Source organism: Nostocoides sp. F2B08, from assembly GCF_009184895.1.
Lineage (GTDB): Bacteria > Actinomycetota > Actinomycetes > Actinomycetales > Dermatophilaceae > F2B08.
Genome location: NZ_WESE01000002.1, coordinates 226,501 through 240,455, shown reverse-complemented (window position 1 = coordinate 240,455; position 13,955 = coordinate 226,501). Strand labels below are relative to the sequence as shown.

The window sequence follows — 13,955 nt, the reverse complement described above, 5'->3', positions numbered from 1 at the left end:
GACGGGCTTACACCGCGGACGTGCCGGGGATACGGTTGCGACATGGAGGGCTTCCCGAGGGTGCTCGGCATCATCCAGGCAGGTGGCGAGGGGTCCCGAATGGACGTCCTCACCCGGGAGCGGGCCAAACCCGCTCTGTCGTTCGCGGGGTCGTACAAGCTCATCGACTTCCCGCTCTCGAGCTTCGCCGGGAGCGGGATCCCCGACGTGTGGGTCAGCGTCAGCTACCTCGCCTCGACGCTGGACCCCTACATCGCCCAGGGCAGACCGTGGGATCTGGATCGGACCAGAGGCGGCTACCGTCGCGTCGTGCCGGAGGAGGGATGGACCTCGGCCGAGAGCGGCTTCGCCGCCGGCAACGCGGACAACCTCGTCCAGCTCGCCGACGCCATCGCGGACTTCGCTGCCGACGTCCTCGTCGTCATGAGCGCGGACCACGTCTTCACCCTCGACCTGCGCCCGGTGATCCGAGACCACGTCGAGCGCGGTGCGGAGTGCACCATCGTCACGGCGCAGGTCGGCCGGTCCGAGGCGCGGCACAACGCCGTCGTCGAGGTGAGCGACGACGGCCGCGTGAGTGGCTTCGCCTACAAGCCCGACCGCCCGGCGGGCACCACCGTCGCGACCGAGATCTTCCTGTACGACCCGGGTGTGCTCCTCGGCCTGCTCGCGCGCCTGCGTGCCGAGCTGTCCCACGCTGACGACGAGGGCAGCAGCGGACTCGGTGACTTCGGAGAGCATCTGCTGCCGGCGCTCGTCGACCGGGGGCGGACCTTTGCCACTCCCATGACCGGGTACTGGCGCGACGTCGGCCGCCCCGAGGTGTATCTCCAGGCCCACCGCGACCTGCTCCGAGGCAAGGTCGACGTCTTCGACCGGCCGGGGATCCCGGTCCTGACCCGGTGGCCGGAGAAGCCGCCGGCGCGGGTGCGTCCGAGCGGTGAGGTCGACGACGCCCTGCTCGGGGCCGGGGTGGTCGTCCACGGCACGGTGCGTCGTTCAGTGCTCGGTCCGGGGGTCGTCGTGGAGAGGGGTGCGGTCGTCGAGGACGCTGTGATCGGCGCGGACGTCGTCATCGCCGCCGGGGCGGCGGTGCGCACGAGCATCATCGACGACGGTTGCCGGGTCGGTCGCGGCGCACGGGTCGGCGGGACCCCGGCGTCGACCCGGCTGCACGAGCGTGACATCGCGATCCTCGGTCGGGACACGACGGTCGCCGCGTCGGCGGAGGTCCCGGCGGGTGCACGCCTGGAGCCGGGCTCGAGCGCCTGACCGGCCGAAACGTCCGTCCGAATTGTCCAACCCGCAGCGGTGGCATCCGACGTCGAACATCGATAGACATGGGGGGTCGGCAACCAGGCCGACCGATCCGATGGAGGCACGAATGACGACCAGTCCCGGAGATGACGAGCTGACCAACCCAGGCCACGGCCCGGCCGACGGTGGAGCCGCAGGCGGTGGCGCAGACGGTGGGGCAGATGGCGGCGCAGACGGTGGAGCAGATGGCGGCGCCGACGGTGGCGCTGACGGTGGCGCTGACGACGCGGCCGGCCACGGCCCGGCCGACGGTGGAGCCGCAGGCGGTGGAGCAGATGGCGGCGCCGACGGTGGGGCAGATGGCGGCGCTGACGGCGCGGCCGGCCACGGCCCGGCCGACGGTGGAGCCGCAGGCGGTGGAGCAGATGGCGGCGCCGACGGTGGGGCAGATGGTGGCGCTGACGGTGGTGCCGACGGGAGCGCCTGACCCGCATGACGCATACCCTCTCGGGAGAGCAGCCGCACACCGCGGCTGCTCTCCCCCGTCTCCTCGGCGACGTCTCCGTCGCCGAGTTCGCCGAGGCCCACTGGGGACGCCGGCCGTTGCGTGCGACGGCCGGACCGGTCGGGGACCTCTTCTCCGGTGACGCCGTCGACGAGCTGGTCAGCGTGCGCGGTCTTCGAGCGCCGTTCCTGCGCGTCGCCAAGGACGGACGGACGTTCGGCGACCGGGAGTTCACCAGTGGTGGCGGTGTCGGGGCCACCGTCGCCGACCAGCTCAACGACGACCTCGTGTGGCGACACTTCGAGGCCGGTGCCACGCTCGTGCTCCAAGCCTTGCACCGCTCCTACGAGCCACTCCTGCGCTTCACCCAGGACCTGGCCGCCGACCTCGGCCATCCCTGCCAGGTCAACGCCTACGTCACACCTCCCCAGAACACCGGGTTCAGCGACCACTACGACGTGCACGACGTCTTCGTCGTCCAGGTCGAGGGGGAGAAGCGGTGGCGCATCCGCGAGCCGGTCTGGCCGCTGCCGTTGCGTGACCAGCCGTGGGACCAGCGCCGCGCCGCGGTCGACGAGGCCGCCGGCGCCCCACCGCTCGACGAGTTCGTCATGTCGCCCGGCGACGTGCTGTACCTCCCGCGGGGGTACCTCCACTCGGCCACCGCCATGGGCGAGGTGTCGATCCACCTGACGATCGGGGTCCACCAGTGGACGCGACACCACATTGCGGAGCAGCTGACCGCGGCAGCCCTGCGCCGTCTGGCCGACGACGAGAATGCGCGCTCCTCGCTGGCCCTCGGTGTCGACGTGGCCGATGCGACGACGTGGCGCGACGACGCCCGCGTCGTGCGGGACGCGCTTGTGACCGCCATCGACGCGCTACCCGATGAGGCGGTCGCGGCTCTGCTCGCCGCCAAGGCGCGAGCCGGTCAGCGGGTCGGTCCGCTCGGTCCGGTCGGACAGCTTCGCGCGGCACGCGAGGGGACCACACGGGTCGAGCTGCGCGCCCATCTCCGCCCCCGGCTCGAGCGCGACCCGCTCCGACTGGTCACCCGGGTCCGCGACGTGCCGTTGGAGCGCTCGGAGCTCGCCGACGTCGAGAAGCTCCTCGAGGTCGCGGGGCCGGTCACGGTCTCACCTGACCTGGCCGAGCGGCTGCTGCGTGCGGGCGTCTGCATACCATCGACGTTGTGACCTCGGACCGCACGCCTGTGACGCGCCTCGGCGCCGACACGTGCAGCGTCCGGGCCCGGGGTCGTGCGGACCCTCTCGTCGGCAGCGCCCCGCCCGCCCGCGGCTGGCTGTTGTTCGAGTGCCCAGGGCGCTGGCCGGTCAGGGCCACCCGGATCTTCGGCGACGAGCTCGGGCCCGAGATCGACCGGCGGACCCTGGCCGTGGAGGTCCGGCCGATGCTCGTGCGCCGGCCCGGCCGGGCGGCCCCCGGAGCGCCCCGGTCCTGGTGGTTCGTCGACTCGGTGAACCGCACCTGGGTGCGCGGACAGTGGGCGACCCACGACGACGTACGTGCCGCACTCGACCTCGTCGACATCCGTCGCGCCGACGCGGACGCCCGCATGGTCCCGGCTGAGCCGATGGCGCTCGTGTGCACCCATGCCAAGCACGACGTCTGCTGCGCCGTCCGCGGCCGCCCGATTGCGGCGGAGCTCGCTCGCCGGTGGCCGGAGCTGGTGTGGGAGTGCAGTCACCTCGGCGGCGACCGCTTCGCCGGCAACCTCGCCATGCTCCCCGACTCGGTGTTCTACGGCGGGCTCGATGCCGGGGGCGCCGAATCCGTCGTCGCCGGCCACCTCGTCGGTGAGGTGGACCTCGATCACCTCCGCGGCGCGGGTGTGCACCACTCGGCCGCCCAGGCCGCCGTGCTCGCGATGCTCCGGCGGAGCGGCTCACGCCGCCTCGTCGACCTGGCCGTCACCGGCGTACACCCCACCGGCGACGGGGTGTGGGAGGTCGGGCTCGACGGACGCGGGAGCCTGCCCGCGCATACCGTCCTCACCGTCGAGCGCCACTGGCGCGAGCCGGAGCGACTCACATGCAGTGCGCTGCGGCCGACCACCGCGGCCGAGTACGTCGTGCGGTGAGCCGACGTGCCCGCCACCGCTGACCGGGTCGCCGCAGCCCTCCGGGCGCGCGGTGTGGCCGATGTCCGCGTCGACCGCACGCTGCGCTCGGCGTACTCGAGCGACGCCTCCCTGTACCGCCTCGAGCCACTGGCCGTCGCCCGCCCGCGCGGGGTCGACGAGATCCCCGTGGTCCTCGCCGCCTGCATGGAGCTCGGGGTGCCCGTCACCGCCCGAGGCGGCGGCACCTCCATCGCCGGCAACGCCGTCGGGACCGGTGTCATCGTGGACTGCAGCCGACACCTGACCCGCATCCTGGACGTCGACGTCGAAGCGCGCACGGCGACGGTCGAGCCCGGAGTGGTGCACGCGAGCCTGCAGCGGCGGGTGCGACCGCTGGGGCTGCGTTTTGGCCCGGACCCCTCGTCGCACTCCCGCTGCACGATCGGCGGGATGGTCGGCAACAACGCGTGCGGCACCCGGGCCCTCGGCTACGGACGCACGAGCGACACCCTCGCCGCCCTGTCGATGGTGCTCGCCGACGGCTCCCTCGTCACCGTCCGGCGCGAGGATCCGCGCCAGACGGTGCGAGCGCTGCACCCGTCCTGGGAGGCCGCCTGCCGCGCGGTCGATGCGCGGATCGGTGTCGTGCGCACGGAGAGCGGACGCTTCGGCCGACAGGTGTCCGGGTATGCGCTGGAGCACCTCCTCCCCGAACGGTTCGCCGCCCCGGCGTTCGTCGCGGGCAGCGAGGGGACGCTCGGGCTGCTCACGTCCGCCACCGTGGACCTCGTCCCCGATCCGCCCGCCACCGTGCTCGTCGTCCTGGGTTTCGGCTCCATCGGCGAGGCCGGTGACGCCGTGCCCACCGTGCTGACCTGGACGCCGCGCGCGTGTGAGGGCATCGACCGCAGGATCGTCGACGTCGTGCGGGACCGCTTCGGTCCTCTCGCCGTCCCGCCCTTGCCGAAAGGCGCTGCGTGGCTCTTCGTCGAGCTCGCCGGGGACGACCCCGGCGAGGTCGCCGCCCGGGGCGCGGAGCTCATCCACTCCGTCGACGGCGCCACCGGTCTCGTCGTCGGGGACCCGCTCGACGCGGCGGCACTGTGGCGGATCCGCGAGGACGGGGCGGGCCTGTCCAGCACCTCGCCGCGCGGCCGCCCGGCGCACGCGGGCTGGGAGGACGCGGCGGTCCCGCCGGAGCGCCTCGGCGCCTACCTGCGCGACTTCGACGACCTGCTCCTCGAGCACGACCTCACCGGCCTCCCGTACGGCCACTTCGGGGACGGGTGCCTGCACATCCGGGTGGACGTCCCGCTCGACGGGAGCACCGCATACCGCGCCTTCGTCGAGGCGGCAGCCGACCTCGTCGTCTCCTACGGCGGCTCGCTCAGCGGGGAGCACGGCGACGGCCGGGCCCGCAGCGAGCTGCTCACCCGGATGTACTCGACCGACGCGCTGGCGGTGATGGCCGCGGTCAAGGACGCCTTCGACCCCGGCGACGCGCTCAACCCCGGCGTCCTCGTCGACCCGGCCCCGCTCGACCGCGACCTCCGTCTCCAGCCGGCCGACCGGGAGGGTCTGAACGGCGCCTTCCGGTGCACCGGCGTCGGCCGGTGCCGAGCCGACCACACCGGGCCCGGTGTCGTCATGTGCCCGTCCTACCTGGCGACCCGTGAGGAGACCGACTCCACGCGCGGGCGCGCTCGCGTTCTCCAGGACGCCATCGACGGACACCTCCCGCAGGGCGTCGCGGACCCGGCGGTCGCCGACGCACTCGAGCTGTGCCTGTCCTGCAAGGGGTGCCTCTCGGACTGCCCGACGGGCGTCGACATGGCGACCTACAAGTCGCTCGCGCTCGAGGAGCGCTATGCCTCAGAACGTCGACCCATGAGCCACCACGTGCTCGGTGCGCTCCCGCGCTGGCTGGGTCTGCTCGGTGCGGCGCCGCGCGTGCTGTCCCCGGTGGCGCGGGCCGGAATCGCCGTGGCACAGGGGAGCGGGTGGGCGTCTCGGCTCGCCGGGATCGACGGACGTCGCTCCCTCCCCGTGCCGTTACGGCGGCGGCTGAAGCGCACGGCACCGGCCGGCTCGGGCGAGCCGGTCGTGGTGTTCGTCGACACCTTCACCGAGGCGTTCGCCCCGCACGTGGCCGAGGCGGCGGCCGAGCTGCTCACCGCTGCCGGTCGGTCGGTCACCTTCACCCACCAGGGCGACTGCTGCGGTCTGACCTGGATCTCGACCGGTCAGCGCGCCGAGGCCCGCAATCGCGTCGCCGACCTCGTCAGGCGACTCGCGCCGGCTGCCGAGGCCGGTGTGCCGGTCGTCGGACTCGAGCCGTCCTGCACCGCGGTCCTGCGGTCGGACGCCCTCGACCTGCTGACCGGCACCGCGGACGAGGCGAGCGCCCGAGCGGTCGCCCGGGCGACGCATACCCTCGCCGAGCTCCTGGACGGCCTCGCGGACTGGGCGCCGCCGGACCTGTCGGGGACGACGGTCATCGCCCAGCCGCACTGCCACCAGCACGCCGTGATGGGGTATGCGGCCGACCAGGCGGTCCTGGAGCGCGCCGGGGCCGAGGTGGTCCGGTTGGGCGGGTGCTGCGGCATGGCGGGCAACTTCGGGATGGAGACCGGGCACTACGAGGTTTCGGTCGCCGTCGCCGAGCAGCAGCTGCTGCCGGCCCTGCGCGCCCACCCGGACGCCGTGCTGCTCGCCGACGGGTTCTCCTGCCGCACCCAGGCGGCAGACCTCGCCGGCCGCCAGGGCGTGCACCTCGCCGAGCTGCTCGCGGGCTAGGCCGTGTTGATCAAGGTGCTGCGTAGCCAGATCAGGGTGGCGGCCAGGGCGATCGCGGCTCGGTAGTTGCGGGCGAGTTTGTCGGTGCGCATCGCGATCCCGCGCCACTGCTTGAGCTTGTTGAAGCAGCGTTCGACGACGTTACGGGCGCGGTAGCGCTGCTGCTGCTCGGCGCCGAAGTCGATCGGGCGGCCGGGCCTCTTGGCCCGGTGCGCGATCTGGTCCTCCCGCTCCGGGATCGTCGCGGCGATCCCGCGGGCGCGCAGCCAGGCCCGGTTCGCCTTGGACGGGTAGCCCTTGTCGGCCAGCACCCGATCCGGGCGGGTCCTCGGCCGGCCCGGACCCAGGCGCGGGACGCGGATGCCGTCCAGGACGGTGCTCAACATGGTGGTGTCGTTGATGTTGCCGGCCGTCACCGCCCACGACAACGGCCTGCCCTTGCCGTCCGCGACCAGGTGGACCTTGCAGGTCAGGCCGCCTCGGGAGCGGCCGATCCCATGGTCAGGCGGCTCCCACCACGGCGGATTCTTGTGATTCGACTCCGCCCCCCGTGCCTCGCGCCAGGGTCGCACCGTGCTGATGCACCCGCGCGATCGTGGAGTCGATGGCGACCACCCACTCGACCTCCCCGGAGGCGTCGGCGAGCTTGTGCACCTCGGCCAGCAGTGCCTCCCAGGTGCCGTCGCCGGCCCACCGGTTGAACCTCTTGTAGATCGAGTTCCACTTCCCGAACCGCTCCGGCACATCCCGCCACGGCGCCCCGGTGCGGTACTTCCACACCATGCCCTCGAGCGCGCCACGGTGATCCGTCCACGGCCGCCCCGCCGTCTTGCTCGCCGGCAGCATCGGCTCCAGCACAGCCCACACCTCATCAGGGATCTCGCGACGCGTCACACGGTCAACACTGGCCGACCAACACCCCGAACCCCTTGATCAACACGCCCTAGAGGTCTCGTCGGCTACAGGTACTGGCCGGTGCCCTCGTTGGAGGGCGGCGTCCGGGGACCGCCCTTGTGGGGCTCGCGCTGTCCGTCCTGCCCCGGATGCATCCCCGGCGGCAGCTGGCGCATCTGCTGCAGCTGCGCCTGGGCCGCCATCTGTTGTGCGACCAAGGCCGTCTGGATGCCGTGGAAGAGACCCTCGAGCCAGCCGACGAGCTGAGCCTGGGCGATCCGCAGCTCGGCATCGCTGGGGTTGCCGTCGCCGAACGGCAGGGCGATCCGGTCAAGCTCCTCGACCAGCTCGGGCGCCAGGCCGTCCTTGAGCTCGGCGATCGAGCGCTCGTGCACCTGGGCGAGGTGGGCGCGGCCGGCCTCGTCGAGCGGTGCGTTGCGGACCTCCTCGAGGAGGGACTTGACCATCGACCCGATCCGCATGACCTTCGCCGGCTGCTCGACTAGATCGGTCGGCCCTCGCCGCTCGGACTCGTCCCCGTCACGCTCACCGGACCCGTGCTCGGCCACACCCATTCCCCCCGGCGTGACGACGACGATCCGGTCCCCGTCGCTGGCGGCGACGCCCGATGTGCTCTGCTCGTCCTTCTTCTCAGGCTGCTCCTTCTTCTCAGGCTGCTCCGTCTTCTCAGGCTGCTCGGTCATCCCCCAACTCTAGATCGGCTGCCTTGCGGCGGCACTGGTCGGGCCCATCGCATACCGTCCTCGGGTCCGCTCGCCCTCGGCTCCCGGCTGGGTCCGGTCCTCTGGCAGCTGTCGCCGCGGCTCGCCGACCTGCTCGGCGTCACCCCTCCGACGCCGCGCCGTGGGCGCACTGCGACCGCGAGACAGCGGCTACCGAGTCAGCTACCGAGTCGCCGCCGGCACGATGCTCGCGCCACCGAAGTGGCCACCCGAAGCGGGTGGTCCTGAGTGAGACCCAGCGCCCCATGCTCTTGCCGTGAACCCCATCCTGGCCTTCGTGGTGGTCATGCTCGTCTGGACGGTGAGCGACTTCGTCGCGAAGAAGACCCAGTCCCTGTTGTCCTCGCTGTTCGTCGCGTCGCTGATCTTCCTCGTCGGGTTCCTCACCGACCTCTTCCCGGAGGACCTGCTCACCAGCTCGTCCTTGCTCGGTCTCGCCGGTGTCGTCGTCGGCTTCATCATCGTCCACCTCGGCACGATGATCAGCCTCGACGACTTCAAGCGACAGTGGAAGACGTTCCTCGTCGGCGTCTCGACGGTCCTCGGGATCGGCGTGGCCCTGCTCGTCGCAGGACTGATCTTCGGCGGACGGATCTCCGGGACGGCCGAGGAGGGGTACGCCCAGGCCCTGGACTTCATCGTCGCCGGCACCGGATCGCTGAGCGGCGGCACGATCTCGGTCCTCATCGTCCAGGAGGCCGCCCTCGGCATCGGCCTGACGAGTATCGCGATCTTCCCCGTTCTCATCGCCGCCCTCCAGGGTCTGGTCGGATTCCCGCTGACCTCGCTCATCCTCCGCAAGGAGGCGGCCCGGCTCCGGGACGACTTCCGCGCCGGGGAGCTCGAGGCTGCGGAGGAGGTCGACGCGGCCGCCGCGGACGCGTCCCGGCTCCCTGACGCCTTCCGCACAACCGCCGGCACCCTGTTCGTCGTCGGCGTCGCCGTCCTCGTCGCGCTCGGCATCAACAACCTCACCGACGGCATCCTCAACACCTTCGTCGTCGCGCTCATCCTCGGCATCGCCCTGCGCACGACCGGCATCTTCAAGCCCTCTGTGCTGGCCGGCATCGACGCCTTCGGTCTGATGATGATCTCGATCATGATCCTCGTCTTCGCTCCGCTCGCCACCGTCGAGCCGTCCGACGTCGCCGAGCTCGCGTTCCCGCTGTTCCTCGCATTCCTCTTCGGCATCGTCGGTATCGCCGGCTTCGCCGCGCTGATGGGCAAGCTCGTCGGCTACAGCGTCCCGATGTCGGTGGCGATCGGGTTGACGTCGCTCTATGGCTTCCCCGGCACGATGATCCTGTCCCAGGAGGCCGCCAAGGGGGCGGGGGAGACCCCCGAGGAGGTCAAGGCCATCGAGGGAGAGATCCTCCCGAAGATGATCGTCGCGGGATTCTCGACCGTGACCATCACATCGGTCGTCGTCACAAGTATCATCGCCTCGTTCATCGGCGGCTGAGGGGAGCGGCAGTGGAAGCCGTGCGGCTGGGGGACCCGGGGTCGCGACTGCACACCTGGGGTATGCGCGGGTGGCTGCTCACGGGAGCGGCACTCGGGGTGGTCGTCGTCATCTCGGTGCTCGGCCAGATCCCGGGGCTCGTCGTCCCGCTCGTCATCGCGGCCGTCCTCGGGGCGCTCTTCGCGCCGGTCGTCGACCGGCTGGCCCGGCACCGCATACCCAGGTCGGTCGGCTCTGTGCTGGTCATGGCGCTCCTGGCGGGGATCGTCACCTTCTCGCTCTGGTTGATGGTCGTCGGCATCGCCGACGAGGGCCCGAAGATCACCGAGTCCCTCGACGCAGGGCTGGCCTCGGTCGAGGAGTGGTTGACGGCGCGGGGTGTCGCGGTGAGCGAGGACTCGCTGACGCAGCAGCTGAACGAGCTCCTGGCCGGGGTTCTCGGCGGCGCCGTGGCCTTTCTGCCCAGCCTGCTCTCCGGCGCGGTCTCGTTCTTCATCGGCATCGCGATCGGCGGTTTCCTCGTGTACTACATGCTCGTCGACTGGCATGGGCTGACGCGGTGGGTCGGTCGCAACGTCGGCTGGACCGAGGAGGCCGGTGCCGGCATGGTCGACGACGCCGTCGACGCCGTCCGCAGGTACTTCGGCAGCCTGACCCTCTCTGCGATCGTGACGGCGGTGCTCATCGGTGCGGCCGCCTGGCTGCTGGACGTGCCGTTGGCGTTCACCATCGCCGTGATCACGCTGGTGACCTCGTACATCCCCTACCTCGGGGCGATCTTCTCCGGGGCGTTCGCCACGGTGGTCACGCTCGGGGCCGCTGGGCTCCAGCCGGCCGTGATCATGCTGCTCGTCATCCTGGTCGTGCAGAACATCGTCCAGACGGTCGTCCTCACCAGACTGACCAGCACCTCCCTGAAGATGCACCCCATCGTCACGCTCGGGTCGACCATCGTCGGGGCGGCGGTGGCCGGCGCTCTGGGCGCGATGCTGTCCGCACCCGCGGTCGCGGTCTGGATCCTCGTCGTGCGACGACTCCGGAGCCGCCCCGCGCCCGGTGCCGAGCCCGCCGTCGGTGCAGCGCCTCAGAATGACCAGACCAGCGGGACGTAGAACACCGCGAGCGCTAGCGAGAGCAGCAGGAGCGGCAGGCCCAGCTTCCAGTAGTCGCCGAAGCGGTAGCCGCCGGGCTCCATGACCATGGTGTTCGCGGCCGTCGCGACCGGGGTGAGGAACGACGCCGCTCCGCACACCGCGAGCGCCATGAGGAACGGCAGCACCGAGACCTCGAGGTCGGTGGCGACGACAATCGCGATCGGCACCATGATGAGCACGGTCGCGGTGTTGCTGATCAGCTGGCTGAGCAGCACGGTGAGCACGCAGATCGCGAGGAGGGCGACGTGCGCCGAGCCCGAGCCGACCACGCCCAGGAGGGCGTCTGCGATCGCGTCGGCGGTGCCGGTCGAGACGAACGCGGTGGACAGCGGGATCATCCCTCCGACGAGCACGACCGTCGTCCAGGACACCGACCGGTACGCCTCGTTCGGGGTCAGGACGCCTGTCAGGACGATGGCGACGGCGGCCAGCAGGCCGGCCACGGCAGCCGGGACGAGACCGGTCGCGAGCAGCAGGATCATCCCGACGAGGATGACCAGGGTGCGTCGGGCGCCGACGCCGAGAGGGACCCCGCGTCGTAGCGTGGCCGGGTCGTCGACGACGAGGACCTCGTCGCGCGCCGTGTGGTGCTGGAGGCGCTCCCATGACCCGCTGAGGACGAGGATGTCGCCGGCGCGCAGAGTGTCGTCCGGTGCCGTCAGGTCCTCCCCGGAGCGCTGGACGGCGAGCACGACGAGGTCTCCGCTGGGCGTGGCCATGCCCGGGAACAGGTGTGTGCCGATGAGAGGCGACCTGGGCGGAACCATGACCTCGGTGACCCCCCGCTCGACCGTCACCAGCTCGGTGTCGGTGGGCAGCGCATACTGCGCGCGCAGCGTGGCGGTCAGGTCCGCGAGGTCCTGCGGAAGAGCGGACGGGATCCGCGTGGGCAGCAGGCGGCGGCCGACCAGCAGGATGATCGCAAGTGAGCCGAGGAGGAGTGGCACGCCGACGAGGGCGAACTCGAAGAAGCCGAACCGGCGCTCGCCGGCGTCCGCAGCCGCCTCGCTGACGATGATGTTGACGGGGGTGCCGGTGAGCGCGAGCATCGACCCGGCGTGGGCGGAGAAGGCCAGCGGCATGAGCATCTGGGACGGGGCGATGCCGGCCCGGGCCGCCACGACGACGACGACCGGCAGCAGGGCGGCGACCGCTCCGTTAACGCTGATGAGGGCGGTGAGGACGGCGACGAGGATACCGATGACGGCGAGGAGCGAGCGGCGGTCCCGGCCGCCGCGGGCGATGACCTGCTGACCGGCCCAGGCCGTCACGCCCGTTGAGTCGAGAGCCTCACCGACGACAAAGAGCGTCGCGATGAAGACGACCGTCGGATCGCCGAACCCGGCGAGCGCCTCGTCGAGACCGAGCAGGCCGGTCGCCCACAGGGCCAGCGAGACGCCGATCGCCACGACGCCGAGGGGGACCCGGTTCGAGACGAAGGCGAGGATCGCCAGCCCAAGGATGACGAGAGTCGTCGCCACCGGGTCCATGGGCAGGCGGCTAGTCGGACGTCGGCGCGGTGAAGGCAGCTGCCAGCTCGACGAGGAGCCGGGCCCCGAAGCCGGTGGGCCCCTTGGGGATCCACCGGGTCTCCGCCTCGGCCTGGGCCGTCCCCGCGATGTCGATGTGCGCCCAGGGAGTTCCCTCGACGAACTCCTCGAGGTAGAGGCCGGCTGTGATCGCCCCCGCGTTTGGGCCACCGAGGTTGGTCATGTCGGCCACCGTCGAGTCGAGCTGGGACCGGTATCGCCTGATCAGGGGCAGCTCCCACACCGGCTCGTCGGCGAGCGCACCCGCGCGGCGGACCATGTCGACGACGTCGGGGGAGTTGCCCATGACGCCGGCCATCTCGGTGCCGAGCGCGCGCAGGCAGGCGCCGGTCAGGGTGGCGATGTCGACGATGGTGTCGACTCCGTCCTCGACGCACAGACTCAGCGCGTCGCACATGACGAGGCGTCCCTCGGCATCGGTGTTCATCACCTCGACGGTCTTGCCGCTGCGGGTGACGAGGACGTCGCCGAGCTGCATGGCCGAGCCGGAGGGCATGTTGTCCGTGCACATCAGGTATGCGGTGACCCGGGCCGGGCAGCCGGACTCCTCGAGCGCGGTCATGGCGGCGAGGATCGCGCCGGCGCCGGACATGTCGTTCTTCATCTGCGAGTGCGAGGCGTCGCTCGGCTTGAGGTTGATGCCGCCCGAGTCGTACATGATGCCCTTGCCGACAAGGCCCAGGTGGCCGGACGGCTCGCCGTCCGGGACGTAGGTCAGCCGGACCATCCGCGGTGGCTGCTCGCTGCCGCGGTTCACGCCGAGCAGGCCCCCGCAGCCCATCTCCGTCAGTTCGTCCTTGCCGAAGACCTCAACCTCGAGGCCCGCGCCGGGGCCGAGCGCGACCGCGAGGTCGGCCATCGCCGTCGCCGTGAGCAGACCCGCCGGGCACGTCGCGAGGTCACGGCTGAGCATGCCCACTCGGGCGAGCACGCGCCCGCGGTCGGCGCCCTCCCGCACCGCCTCGACCTCACCCTCCGGTGCGATGAGCGTGAGGGAGGCGACCGGGACCGGTCCGGACTCGCTGCTGCGAAGGCTGAAGCGGTAGCGCTTGAGCAGGACACCCTCGACGATCGCGGCGGCCGACTCGGCGAGACCCAGGCTCTCCGAGCTCGGGACGCGGGTCGCGAGGCGCGAGTCGAAGGGGACGGCACCCGCGAAGGCTGCCGCCGCGTCTCGTACCGCGGCATGGTCGAGGTCGGCCACCTCGCCGATGCCGACGGCGACGAGGACCGGGATGCCGCTACCGGGGAAGGACAGGGCCGAGCCCACCGACGCGGTGAATCCGGCCCGCCGCAGTCCCTCGCGGTCCACTCCGAGCGCCTCCGGGACGTCTCCGGACCCGGTCACGGGGATGCTGAGGGCCTCGACGTCGTCGAGGTCGGCGTCGTGCGGAACGACTCGGATCTCGATCTCGGCGCGCAGTGAGGGGGCGACGTCGAGGGGGTCGCTCCCGAGCGACCGCAGGTCAGTGGTCATGGCATCTCCTTGGGTGAACGGCGGGACTCACGGG

General features: G+C 71.8%; 10 protein-coding genes. 6 read left to right on the top strand and 4 right to left on the bottom strand.

Going from position 1 to position 13,955, the window contains the following annotated elements; genetic code table 11:
- The first annotated feature begins 42 nt into the window (after positions 1 to 42).
- The 4 genes from GA707_RS04745 to GA707_RS04725 all read left to right on the top strand — a co-directional run bounded on the left by GA707_RS04745 (position 43) and on the right by GA707_RS04725 (position 6,641).
- The gene (locus tag GA707_RS04745) at positions 43 to 1,272 is read left to right on the top strand and encodes a glucose-1-phosphate adenylyltransferase family protein (RefSeq protein WP_152177272.1); all 1,230 of its coding nucleotides are present in this window, start codon (positions 43 to 45) and stop codon (positions 1,270 to 1,272) included.
- A gap of 477 nt (positions 1,273 to 1,749) precedes the next feature.
- The gene (locus GA707_RS04735) at positions 1,750 to 2,958 is read left to right on the top strand and encodes a cupin domain-containing protein (RefSeq protein ID WP_152177271.1); all 1,209 of its coding nucleotides are present in this window, start codon (positions 1,750 to 1,752) and stop codon (positions 2,956 to 2,958) included.
- On the top strand, positions 2,955 to 3,863 hold the full coding sequence (locus tag GA707_RS04730) for a sucrase ferredoxin (RefSeq protein WP_152177270.1): 909 nt from the start codon (positions 2,955 to 2,957) through the stop codon (positions 3,861 to 3,863). Before GA707_RS04735 ends, GA707_RS04730 begins: the two co-directional genes overlap by 4 nt.
- A 6-nt stretch (positions 3,864 to 3,869) precedes the next feature.
- Positions 3,870 to 6,641, top strand: a complete 2,772-nt coding sequence (locus tag GA707_RS04725; RefSeq protein ID WP_152177269.1) for an FAD-binding and (Fe-S)-binding domain-containing protein — start codon at positions 3,870 to 3,872, stop codon at positions 6,639 to 6,641.
- Here GA707_RS04725 and GA707_RS04720 read toward each other — a convergent pair.
- Together GA707_RS04720 and GA707_RS04715 are read right to left on the bottom strand one after the other, a co-directional pair.
- A protein-coding gene (locus GA707_RS04720; RefSeq protein ID WP_370460014.1) for an IS5 family transposase occupies positions 6,638 to 7,487 on the bottom strand; the annotation gives its coding sequence in 2 pieces (ribosomal slippage) (positions 6,638 to 7,180 and positions 7,182 to 7,487; 849 coding nt in all). The two genes, GA707_RS04725 and GA707_RS04720, sit on opposite strands and share 4 nt — an antisense overlap.
- A 113-nt stretch (positions 7,488 to 7,600) precedes the next feature.
- Positions 7,601 to 8,239 (bottom strand): proteasome activator, encoded by a 639-nt coding sequence (locus GA707_RS04715; RefSeq protein WP_193315173.1) that lies wholly within the window; start codon positions 8,237 to 8,239, stop codon positions 7,601 to 7,603.
- 295 nt (positions 8,240 to 8,534) lie between these two features.
- Here GA707_RS04715 and GA707_RS04710 point away from each other — a divergent pair, with 295 nt between their 5' ends.
- Together GA707_RS04710 and GA707_RS04705 are read left to right on the top strand one after the other, a co-directional pair.
- Positions 8,535 to 9,740: a hypothetical protein gene (locus GA707_RS04710; RefSeq protein WP_152177268.1), complete on the top strand. Its 1,206-nt coding sequence runs from the start codon at positions 8,535 to 8,537 to the stop codon at positions 9,738 to 9,740.
- Between the two features lie 11 nt (positions 9,741 to 9,751).
- Positions 9,752 to 10,852 carry an AI-2E family transporter gene (locus GA707_RS04705; protein WP_152177267.1) on the top strand — a complete coding sequence of 367 codons (1,101 nt, stop codon included), beginning with the start codon at positions 9,752 to 9,754 and terminating at the stop codon, positions 10,850 to 10,852.
- Here GA707_RS04705 and GA707_RS04700 read toward each other — a convergent pair.
- Positions 10,825 to 12,384: an SLC13 family permease gene (locus tag GA707_RS04700; RefSeq protein ID WP_152177266.1), complete on the bottom strand. Its 1,560-nt coding sequence runs from the start codon at positions 12,382 to 12,384 to the stop codon at positions 10,825 to 10,827. The two genes, GA707_RS04705 and GA707_RS04700, sit on opposite strands and share 28 nt — an antisense overlap.
- A gap of 10 nt (positions 12,385 to 12,394) precedes the next feature.
- On the bottom strand, positions 12,395 to 13,921 hold the full coding sequence (locus tag GA707_RS04695) for a M17 family metallopeptidase (RefSeq protein ID WP_152177265.1): 1,527 nt from the start codon (positions 13,919 to 13,921) through the stop codon (positions 12,395 to 12,397).
- Between the last annotated feature and the right edge of the window lie 34 nt (positions 13,922 to 13,955).

What these genes read in the sequence shown, in the direction of transcription:
- GA707_RS04715 (WP_193315173.1), bottom strand. Translation starts at nt 8,239, where the DNA reads ATGACCGAGCAGCCTGAGAAGACGGAGCAGCCTGAGAAGAAGGAGCAG.
- GA707_RS04695 (WP_152177265.1), bottom strand. Translation starts at nt 13,921, where the DNA reads ATGACCACTGACCTGCGGTCGCTCGGGAGCGACCCCCTCGACGTCGCC.
- GA707_RS04745 (WP_152177272.1), top strand. Translation starts at nt 43, where the DNA reads ATGGAGGGCTTCCCGAGGGTGCTCGGCATCATCCAGGCAGGTGGCGAG.
- GA707_RS04735 (WP_152177271.1), top strand. Translation starts at nt 1,750, where the DNA reads ATGACGCATACCCTCTCGGGAGAGCAGCCGCACACCGCGGCTGCTCTC.
- GA707_RS04700 (WP_152177266.1), bottom strand. Translation starts at nt 12,384, where the DNA reads ATGGACCCGGTGGCGACGACTCTCGTCATCCTTGGGCTGGCGATCCTC.